Here is a 16,421-nt window from a genome sequence, read left to right on the forward strand (position 1 = left end):
CCACCAGCGCACACCCAACGCCGCCAGTGCACAACCAACGCCGTCACTGCACACCCAACGCCACCAGCGCACACCCAACGCCGTCACTGCACACCCAACGCCGTCACTGCACGCCCACCGCCGCCAGCGCACACCCAACGCCGCCAGTACACAACCGACGTCGCCAGCGCCCATCCGGCGCCGGCGAACGCCTATATCGCGTGCGTAAGGAGCCGGACAATTGGATCTAGCTCGACGACGGCGAGCGCCAGCCGGCGCGAGGGCGCGAGTCGCATCGAGTGTGACTTGTTGGCTTTGAGTGTGTGAATACGGCGGCGAAATCGAACAATCCCGACCCTGAGCGCACACCCAACGCCACCAGCGCACACCCAGCGCCGTAAGTACACACCCGACGACATCAGCGCACACTCAACGCCACAAGCGCACACTCAAAGCCGCCAACGCACACCCAACACCACCAGCGCACACCCAACACCACCAGCGCACACCCAACGCCATCAGCGCACACCCGACACCCGTGCTAGCGCACCAGCGCCAACGCGAAGCCGTCCCAGCCCTTGCCACCGACGGTCTGCAGCACCGCGGTATCCAGGCGCGGATGCTCTCCCATGGCCTGCAGCGTGCCACGTGTCGCGGCGACCCTGACGTCGTCGGACTCCGTCAGTACCCGGCCGCCGCGAATGACGTTGTCCACCACAATCACCGTGCCTGGATGGCCAAGTTTGATCGCCCATTCCAGGTAGGCGGCGTTGTTCTCCTTATCGGCGTCAATGAACACCAGATCGAACGGCCCGCCGGTCACCGTCGGCAACATTTCCAACGCGGCACCGACCACCACCTCGACCCGGTCGCTGAGGCCAGCCCGCTCGAGGTTGGCCCGCGCGACTCTGGCGCGCTGTGGATCGAATTCGAGCGTCACCACCCGCCCCTGCGGTCCGGCGCCGCGCGCCAGCCAGATGGTGCTGTACCCGCCCAGCGTGCCGAGTTCGAGAATGCGGTGCGCCTGCATGGCCGAGGCCAACAAGCACAGAAATTTGCCCTGCTGCGCCGACACCGCGATGTGCGGCAATCCGGCCGCGTCACTGGCCTGTACCGCTGCGTCCAACGCCGGATCGAGGCCGATCAGCGTGCTGTCCAAGAAGACGTCGACTGCTTGCGGGGTTGCTTCTTGCGGCATAAACCACGCTAACCCCGTCAGCCAGATCTGACCGTGGGCACCCCGGGGACCCCAGCCTATTTACCCTTACCCCCGAGGGGTATATACTCACAGTGCAAGCCGCCCACTACAGATGAAGGTGATTTCGAATGGCAACCAACGAAACTGGCACCGTGCTGACCTGTGGCCACGAGGGCTGCGGCTGTCGCGTTCGCGTCGAGGTCCCATGCCACTGCTCCGACACCACCGAGGCATACCGCTGCACCTGCGGCGCGGAACTCGTTCCCGTCCAGTAGGCCCGCGGGCCGGTCGTACGTTCGGGTGCGCCCCTCAGCGTCCGAACGTACGGCCGGCCAGCTGCACTTCGCCGGTTAACTCCAGCGCCACCGCCGATGCCCCGACGGCAACGGCGTGCCCACCGGGGATGATGCGCCAGCACTGCGCGGAGCCGTCGTAGCGAGCCAGCAGGCGCGGGTCGGCTTCGATGGTCACCCGGCAAGTCTCGCCCGGCGCCAAGTCCACTCTTTCGAATCCCAGCAGCCTCAGTCGTTGCCCATCCGGGGCGGCCGTCAGGTAGAGCTGCGGCACGTCACTGCCGCTGCGATCGCCGCTGTTCACGACGTTGAAGCTGGCGGTCACGGTGTCACCACCGGTCACCTCGAGGTCGCGATACTCATAGCTGGTGTAGGACAGCCCGTGTCCGAACGCGAACAGGGGCACCTGGCCGGTTGCAGCGAACCAGCGATAGCCGACCTCCGCACCCTCGCTGTAATGGATGGTGGTGGGCGTCCCCAACGCGGGGCGGGGCGTCTGATCCAGGTCGACGGGGAAGGTGACCGGCAATCGCCCGGACGGATTGACCTGTCCGGCAAGCACTTCCGCGATCGCTTTACCACCCTGCTGGCCCGAGTACCAGGCTTGGACGATTACGTTCACCGAGTCGCACCAGGGCATTGCCACCGGGTTGCCGGTCTCCAGCACCACCACCGTGTTCGGGTTAGCTGCGGCGACGGCGGCGATCAGCCCATCTTGACCCCACGGCAGCGACAGGTCGGCACCGTCGAAACCTTCACCCTCAGCCCGGACCGCGAACACAATCGCCACATCCGCCGCCCGCGCGACCGGTACCGCCTCGGCCGGGCTGATACCGGGGTCGAAGTCGATCTGCGCCTGGGGGAACAGCTTTCGCAACTCGTCGAGCGGACTCGACGGCAGTAGATACAGATTACGAAAGCCCGCCTCCATACCCGCCCCGCCGATCGGGATCACATCCGCGTACCCACCCTCGGGCAACACAGTGCTCGAACCGTAACCGGCCGGAACCCCGCGCTGTGCGTAGCCACCGATAACGGCGATGCGCGCGGGTGAACTCAGCGGCAACGCACCCCGGTTCTGCAGCAGCACGATGCCCTGTCGCGCGACCTCCAACGCGGTTTCACTGTGCGCCTGCATGTTTGGCTCGGGTATTGGATTCCGCCGGTCGACGCCCACGGCGTATATCGACCTCAGGATCCGCCGGACCATGTCAGATAGACGCTCTTTGGGCAGTCGCCCCTCGGCGTAAGCGGCGCGCAGCGGGTCGGTGAACGCCTCCGCCTGCCACAGGATCGCGTCGATCTGCGCGCCGCACTCCTGATCCAGGCCGCCCAGCGCACACTCCCAACTCGGCGTCCCGCCCCAATCCGACATCACCCAGCCGCGATATCCCCAGGCCCCTTTGAGCACCTTGTTGAGCAGGACGTCGTTCCCAGCGGCGTAATCGCCGTTGACTTTGTTGTACGCCGCCATCACCGCGCCGGGTTCGCCGCGCTCGATGGCGATCTCGAAGGCCAGCAGGTCGGATTCGCGGTGCGCGTCGGGATCGATCAATGCGTCCAGCCAGTGCCGGTTGGTCTCGTTGCAGTTCAGCGAATAGTGCTTGACGGTCGAAACGACCCCGTGTTGCTGAATACCGATGATCTGCTCGGCAGCCAACGTCGCCGTCAACCACGGGTCTTCGGAGAAGTATTCGAAGTTGCGACCGTTGCGGGGATCGCGGGCCAGGTTCATGGCCCCCGCCAGCTGGACATTGAGCCCGCGGGTGCGTGCCTCGGTCCCGATGACTGCACCCGCCGCGCGGGCCAGCCTCGGATTGAAGGTGGCTGCCAACGCCAGGCCCGCCGGCAGCGCGGTGGCGAAGTCGCCGGGCCGGAAACCTGGATTGGTCACACCCAGGCCGGCGTCACTCATCTGCAGTGCGGGTACCCCGAGCCGGGGGATCCCCGGCACGTATCCGGCGCTCATCGGGACGTCCGGCGGAATCCGCTCGTCGCGCAGCGGCCAGAAATCCCCGACGCCCATCACGCCTACCAATAGGGAGAAGCGCTCGTCGTCGCTCAGCTGTGCCTCGACCTCGCGCGCACGTGCGTCCGGGTCGGATGTCGGAGGTGTCACCGCACACCTTCTTTCGCATAGACCACACGCAACACATGGCCCACCTCGGGGCCCATCACCAACTCGGCCAGTGTGCACATCGTTGCCACGAAGTCCGGGCCGTGCGGGGGCGGATGTTGGCACAGGTGATGGGCAACTTCGTGCAGGATGACCAGTTCGCGCATCGCCCAGTCGGCGGTACTTCGATCAGGGACCGCGATAATGCCTGTGCCGTCGCGGTTTTCGTAGTGCGCGGCGCTGGCGGCCCGCCGTGCGCGCACCCGCAACGCGGACACGCCCGGCCACTCGTCACGCACCGCCGGCAGATTCAGCACGTCGTCGACGTATCGCTGCACCGAGGCCACCGAGGCGAACCGACCCTCGGGCGGCAGCGTCAACAAGGTGCCGAAGAACTCCACGCTGGGCGACCCGCGCTCGACGGCACGGTCGAACATGGTCCGCACGAAGTCTTCGGCGGCGTACACCTTCGCGCGCTGCGAGTCGCGTACCGACGGATCGGCCGGGGTCACCGGCCCAGCGCGGTGCGCGACCCCGGCAACTCAGGGCTGTTTCCCAGCCGGGCCCGCCGGCCGGCGCGGTCGCCCGCGCGGCGCGCCGCCGACGAATAACCGGCCGAGGCGCGATGGGCTTGCCAGGTGCCACGCGCCTTGGATGCGCCGCGATAGTAGTCCCGCAACTCGATCTCCTTGTCCCGCAATGCAATAGCGGTACCCGGCGCGCGGCTTCGATCCTTGGTCACCTCTTGGCGGGCCTGCTCGCGGGCCTCCGCCAGGCGCTGGCCGACGCGCGCCCCGAAGGCCAACTGAAAGTTGAGCCTGGCCGTGATGGTGGGCGTGGGCCGGTGGGCGCCGGAGGCGAGATAGGCATCGGAGGCCCGCACCATCTGCACCACCAGGCTCGCGTACAACGCATGGGTCGCGTCGATGTCCTCGGCGAACCCGTAGGCGTAGAGGAACGTCGAGTTCGAAGCGATGTCACAGCGCACATCGTTGGCCGCGGCGATGAGCACGAACAGTTGCACATAGGTGCGCAATCCGCGGGTACCGGCCGCCCCGATGGTGATGGTGCGGTGGGTGGGGGCCTGGGCGGCCAAGCGGTTCGCGGAGTGGGAACGCGCCACCGCCAGGTCGATGGAAGCGGCCGTGGCCAATCGCTGGGCGGCGCTCATGAACGCATCCGCCTCATGGGAGTTGTCGGTGCCTTCAGCCTGACGCAGTAGTGCCGCGATGCGGGACAGCATCTTGTCGTCGGTCATGTCGCCAAACTAGCCCAGTGCCATGACATTCCCGGACATCCCCGGACATTCCCGCTCACCTATCCACAGGCGCACATTGATCCACAGGCGCAGATTGATTCACAGCCGCAAATTGATCCACGACACCACGTCGTCCAGCACCTGGTTCTGCTCGGGCTCGTTGAACACCTCGTGGTACAGCTCGGGATACTCCTTCAAAGCCACATCCGCCGAACCCACGCAGCGGATCAGGCGGCGGCTGCCCTCGATGGGAATCAGCCGGTCGTCGGTGCCGTGCACCACCAGCAGCGGGGCCGTCAACGCCGGCGCGCGCTGCGACATGGTCTCGCCCACCTGCAGCAACGCGCGACCGATTCCGGCCGGCACCTTTCCGTGGTAGACCAGCGGATCGTTGTTGTAGGCGTTCACGACGTCGGCGTCGCGCGATATCGCGTTGAAATCCAATGCCTGCACCGGCAGCCCGGGGGCCACCACACCAAGGACTTTGGCGGCCAGCGCCACCACCCGCGGCACCATGTCCTGCGCAGCGATCGCCGGTGCCGACAGCACCATCAGGTCATAGTTGTCCGGCCGTTCGACCCCGTAGGCGAAGACGATCGCGCCGCCCATGCTGTGCCCGAGCACAATGCGCTTGGCACCCGGATTTTCCCGGCTGGCGATGCCGACCAGGGTGTCGAAGTCGGCGGTGAACTCCGCGACATCGTGCGCCAGCACCCGTTTGCCGCCCGAGCGGCCGTGCCCACGGTGGTCGAGGGCATAGGTGACCAGACCGGCCGCGCCCAGCCGCTGCGTGACGTGGTCGTAGCGCCGCGCGTGCTCACCGAATCCATGCGCCAGGATCACGACCGCACGCGGCGGAACCTCCGGAGTCCATACGTCGTAGACGATGCGCACGCCGCCGACACCTTCGAAGGTCCGTTCAGTACGGGTGGTAGCCATCACGGGCAGCTTACGGGCTGACGAACCACTCCTTTCGCTGTGTTTGTCGGACACGCTGCGTAACCTCGGACGGGTGAGTGTCCTCATCGAGAATCCAATCGGCGAAGGCCCGGGTCCAACCAGCGGAGATTTCTCCACTCACGCCGAGCCCTACCGACGTGAACTGCTCGCGCACTGCTACCGGATGACCGGATCTCTGCACGACGCGGAGGACTTGGTGCAGGAGACGCTGCTGCGGGCCTGGAAGTCCTTCGACCGGTTCGAAGGAAAGTCCTCGCTGCGCACCTGGCTGCACAGGATCGCCACCAACACGTGCCTCACCGCACTGGAGGGTCGGCAGCGTCGCCCGTTGCCCACAGGTTTGGGTGCCCCCAATTCGGATCCGACGGCGGAGCTGGTGGAACGCGCCGAAGTGCCCTGGCTGGAACCACTTCCGCATGGCGGCGACCCCGCTGATCCCTCTGAGATCGTCGGCTCCCGGGAGTCGGTCCGGTTGGCTTTCGTCGCGGCCCTGCAGCACCTTTCGCCCCGGCAGCGAGCAGTGCTGCTGCTGCGCGACGTCCTGCAGTGGAAGGCGGCCGAGGTCGCCGAGGCGATCGGCACCTCCACCGCCGCCGTCAACAGCCTGTTGCAGCGGGCGCGCAGCCAACTGGACGCCGTTTCACCCAGCGCCGACGATCAGCTGGTGGCGCCGGATTCCGCGGAAGCACAAGACCTGCTGGCCCGCTACATCGCCGCTTTCGAGTCGTACGACATCGACAGACTGGTCGAGCTGTTCACCACCGAGGCCGTCTGGGAGATGCCGCCGTATACCGGTTGGTACCGGGGCGCGCGGGACATCATCGCGCTCATCCACCAGCAATGCCCGGCCGAGCGCCCCGGCGACATGCGCATGGTCCCGTTCGTCGCGAACGGACAATCCGGTGCCGCCATGTACATGCGTGCGGGCGAGACGTACGTGCCGTTCCAGCTGCACGTGCTGGACATCCGGCCCGACGGGGTTTCCCACGTGGTCGCATTCCTCGACGAATCCCTCTTTCCCAAGTTCGGATTACCGGAGTCGCTGTGACACCGGATGTCTCATCGGTAGCCGGCAGGCCCGCGCTTCTATTGGGCGCCTTCGATATTGACGATGTCGGTTATGCCGCGCAGGAGTATTTCGTCTCGGGGACGGCTTCGTCCTACGCCCCCGCATCGGAGCTCGGTCCCGACGGCCGGTGGAGCGTAACCGCCACGGACACAGCCGATTACACCACCCGGATCGTCGTCCTCACACCCTCCGATCCGGGCCGGTTCAACGGGACGGCGCTGGTCGAATGGCTCAATGTCAGTGGCGGTATCGACGCTCCCGCTGTGTGGATGATGGCCCATCGGGAGGTCATCCGCGCGGGCTACGCCTATGTCACCGTCTCGGCGCAGAAAGTGGGCGTGGACGGCGGTGTGAACATGCTCGGCTTCGACCTCTCCTTGAAGAGCCAGAATCCGGAGCGGTATGCCGCCCTGAGCCATCCGGGTGATGCGTTCGCTTACGACATCTTCTCCCAGATCGGCGGCCTGGTCCGGGATGCGGGGCTCGACGGCATTCTGGCCGGGCTCACCGCCGAACATGTTCTGGCACTGGGCGAATCCCAGTCGGCGATGTTCCTGACCACCTACATCAATTCCGTCGATCCGTTGGCAAAGGTGTACGACGGCTTCCTGGTGCATTCCCGCCTGGGGCCGGTTGGGCCATTGGACAGCAGCTCGATCTTCGACGAATTGCAGTCCAGCACTTCGCCGGTGGTCAAGTTCCGGGCGGATCTGCGGGTGCCGTTGATGGCGATCATCACCGAAACCGATCTGTATGGTGCCGGACGCCAGGGGTATTACGGGGCTCGGCAGCCCGACCATGACCTGCTGCGGGTGTGGGAGATCGCCGGTGCCGCGCACGCGGACAATTACACGATCCAGGTCGCTGCCATTGATTCCGGCTTCGCGCCGGTCGAAGATCTGGTCGCGGCGTGGGCGCCTACCGACAATCTGATGGGTCAGCAGCTGGATCACTTCATCAACTTCGGTCCGCAACACCATTACGTGTTGCAGGCATCGCTTTCGGCACTGAGTGCTTGGGTCCGCACTGGCACGGCACCGCCCAGCGCCGAACCCCTCACGGTGCGCGACGACGGGCATCCCGAGCCGGTCCTGGACGCGCACGGCATCGCCGAGGGCGGTGTGCGGACTCCGTGGGTGGATGTCCCGATTGCCCGGACATCCGGCGCCGCCACTGGCGACAACCTGATGGCGGCTATCTTCGGGTCCGGCGAACCGTTCGATGACGCGACCCTGCGCCGCCTCTACCCCGGCGGGGTCGCAGATTACGTCGCCGCCTTCACCGCCGCGCTCGACCAGGCGATCGGGAAAGGGATGATTCTGGCCGCGGACCGCGACGAGATCCTGCAGATCGCCACAGCCTCGTTCCCCGGCGGTTAGAACAGCCGGCTGTCCGGCACCGGTCCGGGCACCGGGCGCACCAGGCCGGCGCCGGTGACCAGCGGCAGGTCCAGCGCGGACAGCAGACCTGGCTTGGCCGCACACACCGCGGGGATGGCGTTGACCATGCGCGAGGCGCCCGCGATGCGGGCACCGAGGTCGTGGTCGCGGTCTTCGGCCATCTCGAATTCGCAGCGCATGCTGGGGGATCCGTCGATCTCTACGCGATACAGACCGCGTCCGGATGCCTGTCCGTAGCCGAGATCCTTCGGTTCGATGCTGATGCGCGGCTGGGGCCAGTCCGGTGCTATGTCGTCGCGCATGCGGGTCACGTGATCGAGTACCAGGGTTGGGGTGTCACCGACATATGCGGTCAGGGTGGAGCGCATCGCTGCGATGGTGCCGGCTGCGATGTGACCGGTGGGTGTATCGAAAGACTCGGGTGCGGCAATCCGGTCGACGTGCTCTTCGATCCGGTCGATCTTGATGTCCAACCCTGCCGCGAGTTGGTGCAACACCGGACCCCAGCCGAAGGTGAAGATCCCTGGGGCGGCGGCAAACGGGGTGACCTCGGGTGGCTGGCCGAAGCCGAGGATCTCATACACCGCGGCCCGGTCCGGATAGGTGGCGTAGTTGAACATCTCCGTCACCCGTACCGACTGGATCACCCGGGAAACGCCGGTAAGTACCAGCGGCAGCACGTCGTTGGCGAACCCCGAGTCGATGCCGGTGCTGAAGAACGTCGCGCCGCCGACCAGGGCGGCCTGCCGCAACGGCTCGGTAAACGCCGCGCGTTCCGGTTCCGGGGCATCGGGGAACACCAGCGGCACCACCGAACAAGACACGACATTCTTGCCCGCCCGCAGAATCGCGCTCATGTCCGCGACGGCATCAAGTGGTCGTAGATTCGCCGCGGCGGCGTACACCACCACGTCGGCGTCACCGGCCAGCATTTCGGCGGGATTCTGGGTGGCCACCACCCCCACCGGTGGGATGCCGCAGAGTTCGCCGGCGTCCCGTCCGGCTTTGGCATCGCTATGCACAACCAGGCCGACCAATTGCAGTTGCGGATGGTCGATGACGCCCCGCAACGCGATTAGCCCCATTGAACCCGGGCCCCAGACCGCCACCTTCATCATTTGTACTCCTATTATTAGGACACACATTTTGATATTTGGGACGGATGCTAAGGAGGCGGCTATCGTCGCGTCAACCACTAAGTCACCACCAACGGCACGCGTGATGGACGTGCTTGTCGCGCTGGCCGAGGCACCGTCCGCACTGACTTCGGCTCAGCTGGCCAAACGGTGCCGCATCAGTACCTCCACTTGCTCGTTGGTGCTGGCCGAGCTGGAACGACGAACCTGGGTGACCCGGCGAGAGGACCGGCGCTACGCGTTGGGGAGCGGCTTGTTCGGGCTGGTACACGGCTTGCGTCGGCAATTTCCGCTGCTGGACCGCGGCCGGTTCGCGCTGAGCTACCTGCATGACACCCTTGGCGCCGGTTGCTCGATGTCCAAGATCGGTGAGCGGCACCTGATCACAGTCGACACCGTCGGCCACGGCACCGACGGAGAACACGCCGTCGGTCAGCGCTTCCCGATCGACCCACCCTTCGGTTTGGTCGCCATGGCGTGGCGGGACGACGAGTCCGTACACGCGTGGATGCGCCGGGTAATGCCACCGCCCAGCCCCGCCGAGATCGCCCGACATCTGCGGGTGCTGGCCGACATCCGCGCCCGCGGCTATGGCGCCTGGCGCTTCGACGACACCCACCAGTCACTGCACGACCGGTTGGCCACCCTGCTGGCGTCGCTCGAACCCACCGACCGGGTAGCCCGACAACTCACCGCGCTGATGACGATGATGACGCTGCGGTCTGTCACCGATGTTCTCGAAACAGAGCTCCCGGCAACGGAATTCGTTGTGCTGCCGATCTTGGGGCGGGACGGTCAGCCGGAATATCAGATCGAGATCCACCTCGGCGGCGCGGTTGGGCTGACGCTGGAACAACTCGATAGCGCGCTCCAGCACGCCCAACGTCTGCTCGCCGCCCCGACGTGACAGTCACTAGTGTGAAAGCCATGTCTGCCACCGTGGATATTCGGCGGGCAGCCGATCGGGCTGTCACCAGGACGTCTTGGCTCGAATCCCGGCATTCGTTTTCCTTCGGCGACCACTACGAACCGGACAACACCCACCACGGACTGCTGTTGGTGAACAACGACGACATCGTCGCCCCCGACAACGGGTTTCAGGCCCACCCACACCGGGACATGGAAATCGTCACCTGGGTCCTGGAAGGTGAGCTGACGCACCAAGATTCAGCCGGCAACCATGGCGTGGTCTATCCGGGGCTGGCACAGCGCATGTCGGCCGGCAGCGGGATTCTGCATTCGGAGAAGAACGATTCGCCCACGCGCCCGGTGCATTTCGTGCAGATGTGGGTCCTACCCGACGAGGCCAATATCTCGCCCAGCTATCAACAGCACGAGATCGACGACCACACCCTGCGCGGCGGACTGGTCACCATCGCTTCGGGCATCGCGCACCATGACGCCGCGATCTCTCTGCACCAGCGCCGCGCGGCGCTGCACTGTGCCCGGTTGCGCAGCGGTGAGAGCGTGGACTTGCCTGCGGCGCCGTATCTGCACGCATTCGTGGTGCGGGGGCGGGTGACGTGTGAGGACGCCGAAGATCTGGGGGAAGGGGATGCGGCCCGTTTCACCGACAGCGACGGGCGGCGACTGACGGCACAGCAGCCGTCGGAAGTGCTCGTCTGGGAGATGCACGCGAAGCTGGGCGGCTGACCGACATTAGAGTGGGCACGACAGACAGGAGCCCGCATGTCTCAGAAGCACGCCCGGCACGCGGCGCCCAAACCCAACCGGAACACCAAAGCGCTTCGCACGGTCCGGTTCTGGCTGGCGCCCATCGTCATCACCCTGGCCTTGATGTCGGCCTTGTCCGCGCTGTACCTGGGCGGCATCCTGAATCCGACTACCAACCTGCGCCATTTCCCGATCGCGGTCGTCAACCAGGACGCCGGACCCTACGGGAAACAAATCGCCGACGCCCTGGTCGGCAGTCTGGACAAAGAGAAATTCGATGTCCGCGTGGTGCCGCACGCCGAGGCCAAGCAACTACTCGACCGGGTACAGGTGTACGGCGAACTCGTGATCCCGCCGGGGTTCTCCTCGAAGTTGCGTGAGCTCGGGGAGAGTGCGGTGACTGCCAATCGCGCCGAGCGGCCGTCGGTCACCATTTCGACCAATCCGCGGGCCGGCACGCTGGGTTCCAGCATTGCCGGTCAGACCCTGACTCAGGCCATCGGTGTTGCGAACAACAAAGTGGGCGAACGGCTTTCAGCTAACGTAGCAGCCCAGACCGGTGGGGCTCCGCTGGCCGGCGCGTCGGTACTTGCCCTTACCAAGCCAATCGACATCAATGTCAACGTATACAACCCGTTGCCCAACGGCACCGGAAACGGGTTGTCGGCCTTCTACTATGCGCTGTTGCTGTTGTTGGCCGGGTTCACCGGCAGCATCGTGGTCAGCACGCTGGTGGACTCGATGCTCGGCTACGTGCCAGCCGAATTCGGCCCGGTTTATCGGTTCGCCGAGCAGGTACACATCTCGCGGTTTCGCACCCTGCTGGTCAAGTGGGGACTGATGGTGATCCTGGCGTTGCTGACCTCCGGCGTCTACCTGGCGATAGCGCACAAGCTCGGCATGCCCATTGCCCAGGGCTGGCAATTGTGGCTCTATGGCGTGTTCGCGATCAGCGCGGTCGGCATCACGTCCAGTTCGCTTATCGCAGTGCTGGGTTCAATGGGTCTGCTGGTCAGCATGCTGATCTTTGTGATCCTCGGCTTGCCGTCGGCGGGTGCGACGGTGCCACTGGAAGCCACACCGCCCTTCTTCCGCTGGCTCGCCGAGTTCGAACCGATGCATCAGGTGTTCCTCGGCGCGCGTTCGCTGCTGTATCTCAACGGTCAGGCGGACGCGGGCCTGTCGAAGGCGTTGACCATGACCGCCATCGGCTTGGTGATTGGTCTGCTGTTCGGCGGCATCATCACGGCGTTGTATGACCGCAAGGGCTTCCACCGAATTCAGGGGGCAGTCGCGCTGGCGATCGCCGCCGAACACCAAGCCCAGCACCAGGCGCGCACCAAGCGGGAAGCCGCGCAGGCCGGCAAGTCCGAGCCGGAACCAAAGGCACAATCCGAGTCGGATCCCGGGGCACAAACTGAGGAACCCGAGGCACAAGCCGCGCCGGCACCCGAGCGACAAACCGAAGCCGAGCCTGAAGCGCAGCCCGAGCCCGAGCCCAAGCCCGAGCCCGAGCCCGAAAGTTCAAGCGAGCAAACGTAATTCCAGAGCTGCCGAACCGTCACGCACTTGTTACTAAAGTTGACAGTGTGACAGGAGTGACGGACTCTTGGGGGGTAACTCCCCATTTCGCGGCCGAAAGGGCTTCCCGTGCCGACCCCATCTGCGGTCTTGCGCAGGCTGACGGCGAGCTGCGCTGCGCTGACGATCTGCGTCGCCCTGGCCGGCACCACCGGGCTGCCAGCCGCCAAGGCCGCCGACGGACGGGAGATGCTCGAACAGGCAATCGCGGGCACCAAGGGCTCTTATCTGGTCTACAACTTCGGTGGCGGTCACCCGATGCCGCTGCTCGACGCTTCCGGCCGCTGGTACGAGATGAACAACGGCGGCCACCTGATGATCATCAAGAACGCGTCGTCCCGCCTGCAGCCGCACCTGTTGGTCGACACCCACACCGGTGATCAGGCCCGCTGCGAAAGAAACCCGGGTGCCCGCACCGGGGAAGGGCTGTACCAGGCTTCCGAGATCTACCCGCCGCTGCAGGCGTGGCAGCGGATGGGCCAGCCCACGATCGCCATCAATGCCAACTTCTTCGATGTGCGTGGACAGAAGGGGGGCTCCTGGCGCAGCACTGGGTGCAGCTCCCCGCTGGGCGCGTTTGTGGACAACACCAACGGTCAGGGTCGCGCCAACCAGGCCGTCACCGGCACCCTCGCCTACCCCGGTAAGCAGGGTCTGTCCGGCGGCAACGAGTCCTGGACCTCGCTGACGACGATGATCCTGCCCGCCGGGGGCGCGCCATATGTGTTGCGTCCCAAGGGCAGAGAGGATTACGACCTGGCCACCCCGGTGATCGAGGATCTGCTCAGCAAAAACGCGAAGTTCGTCGCGGTGGCCGGCATCGGCCTACTGTCACCGGGCAACACCGCTCAACTTCACGACGGTGGTCCCAGTGCGGCGCGGACGGCGTTGGCTTACGCGAAACAGCGCGACGAAATGTACATCTTCGAGGGCGGCAGCTACACCCCCGACAACATTCAGGACTTGTTCCGGGGGCTGGGTAGCGACACAGCGGTACTACTCGACGGTGGCGGCTCGTCGGCGATCGTGCTGCGTCGCGACACCGGGGGTATGTGGGCCGGCGCGGGAGCGCCGAAGGGCTCGTGCGATACCCGCCAGGTGCTGTGCGACTCGCGCGAACGGGCATTACCCAGCTGGCTCGCGTTCAACTGAGTCGGGACCGAACCGGAATATCGACAAGCTGATACCCACAGTGGCCGCTGCCAGCACGAGTACCGGCGCGACCGCGACTCGGGTGATCGTCGCCCCGACAACCGCCCCGGCGCACATCGCGCACACCACGCTGTAACGCAGCTTCTCGCGCTGCCCGGTCCCGCCCGCCAGCCGGCTGTCGACACCGAGGCCGACGATCGTCGAGGTAAGCACCGTGGTGGTGAGTTCCTGGATACCGAACTGCCGCGCGGTCGAATGCTGCAGGCCGTACGCGATCGCCATGCCTCCGATCAGGAACAACTTCGTGTTGTCGTGATAGTGCAGGACACCGGTGCCGGCAAGTATCGACAGCACCGCCAGCAACACCACTTCAATGCCTAACGCGATGGTGAGCCAGGGACGGGTGCGCTCGCCGAAGTGCCGCGTCAGCCGGCCACCGACGATGGTGCCGGTGACGAAGGTGGGGAATGCGACGGCGGCGGCGGTCAAATCCACCGTGCTCTTCGGCGCGAACCAGAAGCCCAGGAAGATCACGTTGCCGGTCATATTGGCCACGAATACATGCCCGAGCACCAGCACACTGATCGCGTCGGCCAGCCCGGTAGAAAACGTCAGCAACAACAGCGCCGTCACGGTCAGCCGGTGCGATACCGGGGAAGTAGCGGCCATTGCGACGCCGTTACCGATTAAAACTGCGGCGTCACGTCCAGCGAGGTGACCGTGGTCATCCGGGTCACCTTCCATCTGTCGTCGTCGCGTTTCATCACCAGCCGGTACGACAGGTACTTCAACGTCGGAATGTTCTTGGTCAGCGGGCTGGTGGTGGTCGTGTTGGTGTAGACAATGGCAACCGCATTCGGGGGATCCAAGGACTCGACCGCTACGCCGGTCACCTCGGTGGAGTTGGTGACCTTCGCCTGCCGGTTGGGAGCGGCGATCTGGTCGACGAACTTGCGGTATTGGGCACCGAAGTCGCCGGAAAGGTAGGTCGCAGCACGGTCCGCCAGCCTGTCCATATTGTCCGGCGTGTAACTCCACAACGTGGTGATCGCGTTCGCTGCCGCGCGTGCCACCTGCAGCTTGACCTCGATGTTGGCCCGCTCCACCAGGTATGGCTGCACGGTTGCCCCGGCAAACGCCGCGGAACCGACAAACAGTGTCGCCATCAGCGCCAGTAACGCGGCAACCCACCGACCGGACTTCTTTTTCTTTTTCGTCGGTGCGACGGCCTCCGCGGTTTCGGCCGCGTCCTCGCTGCTCCCGTTATCTTCGGCGGCCTCCGCGGTTTCGGCCGCGTCGTCGCTGGTGGCGTCGTCTTCGGCGTTTACCGCCGCCGCGGTGTCATCCGCGGTCTCCGCCTGGGTTTCGTCCTGGGTTCCGGGGCCCCGGTCCTCGACGGTCAAATCACCTGCTGCAGGTTGCTGATCTTCCACTGATTTCCTTCCTGCTTAGCTGATGCCGACCAACGGTTGGTGTTCTCGAATACCTGTTTGCCGTCCGGCGACTTGGAGGTCACGTCGGTTGCGACCAGTACGGTGACACTGCCGTCGTCGTTCCATCTTTCTACGCCGGCGTCCAAAACGGTTCCGGTGGCTCGTTCCGCGCGTGCCACCTGAAGAAGGATCTCGTTGGCCTTCTCCTCGTATTGCTTGTGGAAATCACCGGTGGCCTGCGCCAGTATCCGTTCGATGTAGTCGTTGGCGTGAAACGGGTCGATGGAAGTGAAGCCGGTCATGAACCATTTCACGTAGTTGACCGCGGCGGTCTCACGCTCCGCGACGCGGTCCCGCCTGACATGGTCGACCAGCAAAAGGGTGGACAGCGTGACAGCCGCGACCATCACCAGCGTCGCGAAAGTAGAGGCGAGTGCCAGTTCCCAGCGACGTCGCGGCAACGACTGGGCGATGAGCAGCGATTCCTCACCGGGCTTGAATTTGCGGCGCGGACTCATTTCGGATTACCTGCCGGCTTCGGTTTGGCCAATACAGTTAAATCGTCGACCAGCCAATGGTTTTGGCGATCTTTGACGAATTTCACCCGGACGCTGGCGCTGATGTAACGCACCTCCGGCCCGGCACCGCGCCGACCCTGCATGAACACCAGCATCGTCGCGTGATCCGCCGTGGCCGACAACACCGAACTCGCCGAGACCCAGTACTCGTTGATGACCGGATGACCCTTCGCCACGGTCTGCTGCTGAGCGGCCAATTCGTGGCGGTACCGGTCAGTTGTGAGCGCCAGCGCGCGGCCGAAATCTTGTTGCAGGGTTGCGGGATCGTACGTCAGCATCTGGGCCACCAGCTTGGGGCCCTGAATCGCAATCTCGGCGCGGGTGTGATCGGCCGCTTGCGCCTTCGCGTACCCAACCTGGTAGCCCAGGCCCGCGCCGTCCAGGCACAGGGTGGCCGCGACGAGCAGCAGGACTACTGTCCACTGCCGCACCTTGGCGGGTCGCTCGTGCGGGACGACCCGGAGCACCTCCGTGCCGGTGAGCATGTCGGCGAAGGTGCGGCGTTCGGAGTCCCACAGCGGCCACAACCAGCCGAGAAACAAAGCCGCAGTGTCGAGCAGGTGGCCCAGTTCCCGGACGAGCAAGCGCCACGGG

17 protein-coding genes are annotated in these 16,421 nt (G+C 65.4%); 7 read left to right on the top strand and 10 right to left on the bottom strand.

Annotated features, from left to right (window positions below; translation table 11 throughout):
* Nucleotides 1-520: 520 nt before the first annotated feature.
* Nucleotides 521-1,177, bottom strand: coding sequence for an O-methyltransferase (locus tag A5636_RS11845; RefSeq protein WP_065158831.1), 657 nt, complete (start codon nt 1,175-1,177; stop codon nt 521-523).
* Between the two features lie 128 nt (nt 1,178-1,305).
* On the opposite strand from A5636_RS11845, the gene A5636_RS27245 reads away from it, so the two are divergent.
* On the top strand, nt 1,306-1,452 hold the full coding sequence (locus A5636_RS27245; RefSeq protein ID WP_081287738.1) for a metallothionein: 147 nt from the start codon (nt 1,306-1,308) through the stop codon (nt 1,450-1,452).
* A 34-nt stretch (nt 1,453-1,486) separates the two neighbouring features.
* Here A5636_RS27245 and A5636_RS11850 read toward each other — a convergent pair whose 3' ends face one another.
* The 4 genes from A5636_RS11850 to A5636_RS11865 all read right to left on the bottom strand — a co-directional run bounded on the left by A5636_RS11850 (nt 1,487) and on the right by A5636_RS11865 (nt 5,783).
* Complete coding sequence (locus A5636_RS11850) at nt 1,487-3,589, bottom strand: glycoside hydrolase family 3 protein (RefSeq protein ID WP_253900570.1); 2,103 nt, start codon at nt 3,587-3,589, stop codon at nt 1,487-1,489.
* Complete coding sequence (locus A5636_RS11855) at nt 3,586-4,098, bottom strand: TIGR04338 family metallohydrolase (protein ID WP_065158832.1); 513 nt, start codon at nt 4,096-4,098, stop codon at nt 3,586-3,588. Before A5636_RS11855 ends, A5636_RS11850 begins: the two co-directional genes overlap by 4 nt.
* Complete coding sequence (locus A5636_RS11860) at nt 4,095-4,844, bottom strand: DUF2786 domain-containing protein (protein WP_065158833.1); 750 nt, start codon at nt 4,842-4,844, stop codon at nt 4,095-4,097. The genes A5636_RS11855 and A5636_RS11860 overlap by 4 nt, the downstream gene beginning before the upstream one ends.
* Nucleotides 4,845-4,943: 99 nt before the next feature.
* The gene (locus A5636_RS11865) at nt 4,944-5,783 is read right to left on the bottom strand and encodes an alpha/beta hydrolase (RefSeq protein ID WP_065158834.1); all 840 of its coding nucleotides are present in this window, start codon (nt 5,781-5,783) and stop codon (nt 4,944-4,946) included.
* Here A5636_RS11865 and A5636_RS11870 point away from each other — a divergent pair.
* Both A5636_RS11870 and A5636_RS11875 read left to right on the top strand, forming a co-directional pair.
* The gene (locus A5636_RS11870) at nt 5,731-6,852 is read left to right on the top strand and encodes a sigma-70 family RNA polymerase sigma factor (RefSeq protein WP_081287739.1); all 1,122 of its coding nucleotides are present in this window, start codon (nt 5,731-5,733) and stop codon (nt 6,850-6,852) included. The two genes, A5636_RS11865 and A5636_RS11870, sit on opposite strands and share 53 nt — an antisense overlap.
* Nucleotides 6,849-8,252, top strand: coding sequence for an alpha/beta hydrolase domain-containing protein (locus A5636_RS11875; protein ID WP_155763772.1), 1,404 nt, complete (start codon nt 6,849-6,851; stop codon nt 8,250-8,252). Before A5636_RS11870 ends, A5636_RS11875 begins: the two co-directional genes overlap by 4 nt.
* Here A5636_RS11875 and A5636_RS11880 read toward each other — a convergent pair.
* Complete coding sequence (locus A5636_RS11880) at nt 8,249-9,391, bottom strand: NAD(P)H-dependent amine dehydrogenase family protein (RefSeq protein WP_081287740.1); 1,143 nt, start codon at nt 9,389-9,391, stop codon at nt 8,249-8,251. The two genes, A5636_RS11875 and A5636_RS11880, sit on opposite strands and share 4 nt — an antisense overlap.
* Before the next feature lie 103 nt (nt 9,392-9,494).
* Between A5636_RS11880 and A5636_RS11885 the strand changes: the two genes are divergently transcribed.
* From A5636_RS11885 to A5636_RS11900, 4 genes are all read left to right on the top strand, one after another.
* Nucleotides 9,495-10,316, top strand: a complete 822-nt coding sequence (locus tag A5636_RS11885; RefSeq protein WP_065158845.1) for a MarR family transcriptional regulator — start codon at nt 9,495-9,497, stop codon at nt 10,314-10,316.
* A gap of 20 nt (nt 10,317-10,336) precedes the next feature.
* Nucleotides 10,337-11,062 (top strand): pirin family protein, encoded by a 726-nt coding sequence (locus tag A5636_RS11890; protein ID WP_065158836.1) that lies wholly within the window; start codon nt 10,337-10,339, stop codon nt 11,060-11,062.
* Between the two features lie 36 nt (nt 11,063-11,098).
* A complete protein-coding gene (locus A5636_RS11895) occupies nt 11,099-12,625 on the top strand; it encodes a YhgE/Pip domain-containing protein (protein WP_081287741.1) in 1,527 nt (508 codons plus the stop codon).
* 84 nt (nt 12,626-12,709) lie between these two features.
* Complete coding sequence (locus A5636_RS11900) at nt 12,710-13,816, top strand: phosphodiester glycosidase family protein (RefSeq protein ID WP_172827217.1); 1,107 nt, start codon at nt 12,710-12,712, stop codon at nt 13,814-13,816.
* On the opposite strand, the gene A5636_RS11905 is transcribed toward A5636_RS11900, so the two are convergent.
* The 4 genes from A5636_RS11905 to A5636_RS26535 form a co-directional block, all read right to left on the bottom strand.
* Nucleotides 13,790-14,485, bottom strand: a complete 696-nt coding sequence (locus tag A5636_RS11905) for a YoaK family protein (RefSeq protein WP_065158838.1) — start codon at nt 14,483-14,485, stop codon at nt 13,790-13,792. The two genes, A5636_RS11900 and A5636_RS11905, sit on opposite strands and share 27 nt — an antisense overlap.
* A gap of 17 nt (nt 14,486-14,502) precedes the next feature.
* On the bottom strand, nt 14,503-15,249 hold the full coding sequence (locus A5636_RS11910) for a mammalian cell entry protein (RefSeq protein ID WP_065158839.1): 747 nt from the start codon (nt 15,247-15,249) through the stop codon (nt 14,503-14,505).
* Nucleotides 15,216-15,767, bottom strand: a complete 552-nt coding sequence (locus A5636_RS11915; protein WP_065158840.1) for a mammalian cell entry protein — start codon at nt 15,765-15,767, stop codon at nt 15,216-15,218. Before A5636_RS11915 ends, A5636_RS11910 begins: the two co-directional genes overlap by 34 nt.
* Nucleotides 15,764-16,421: RDD family protein (locus A5636_RS26535; RefSeq protein ID WP_172827216.1), on the bottom strand; the 658-nt coding region annotated here is incomplete at its 5' end. The genes A5636_RS11915 and A5636_RS26535, both read right to left, overlap by 4 nt.

The sequence above is a fragment of the Mycobacterium asiaticum genome, from assembly GCF_001673315.1.
Taxonomy (GTDB): domain Bacteria; phylum Actinomycetota; class Actinomycetes; order Mycobacteriales; family Mycobacteriaceae; genus Mycobacterium; species Mycobacterium asiaticum_B.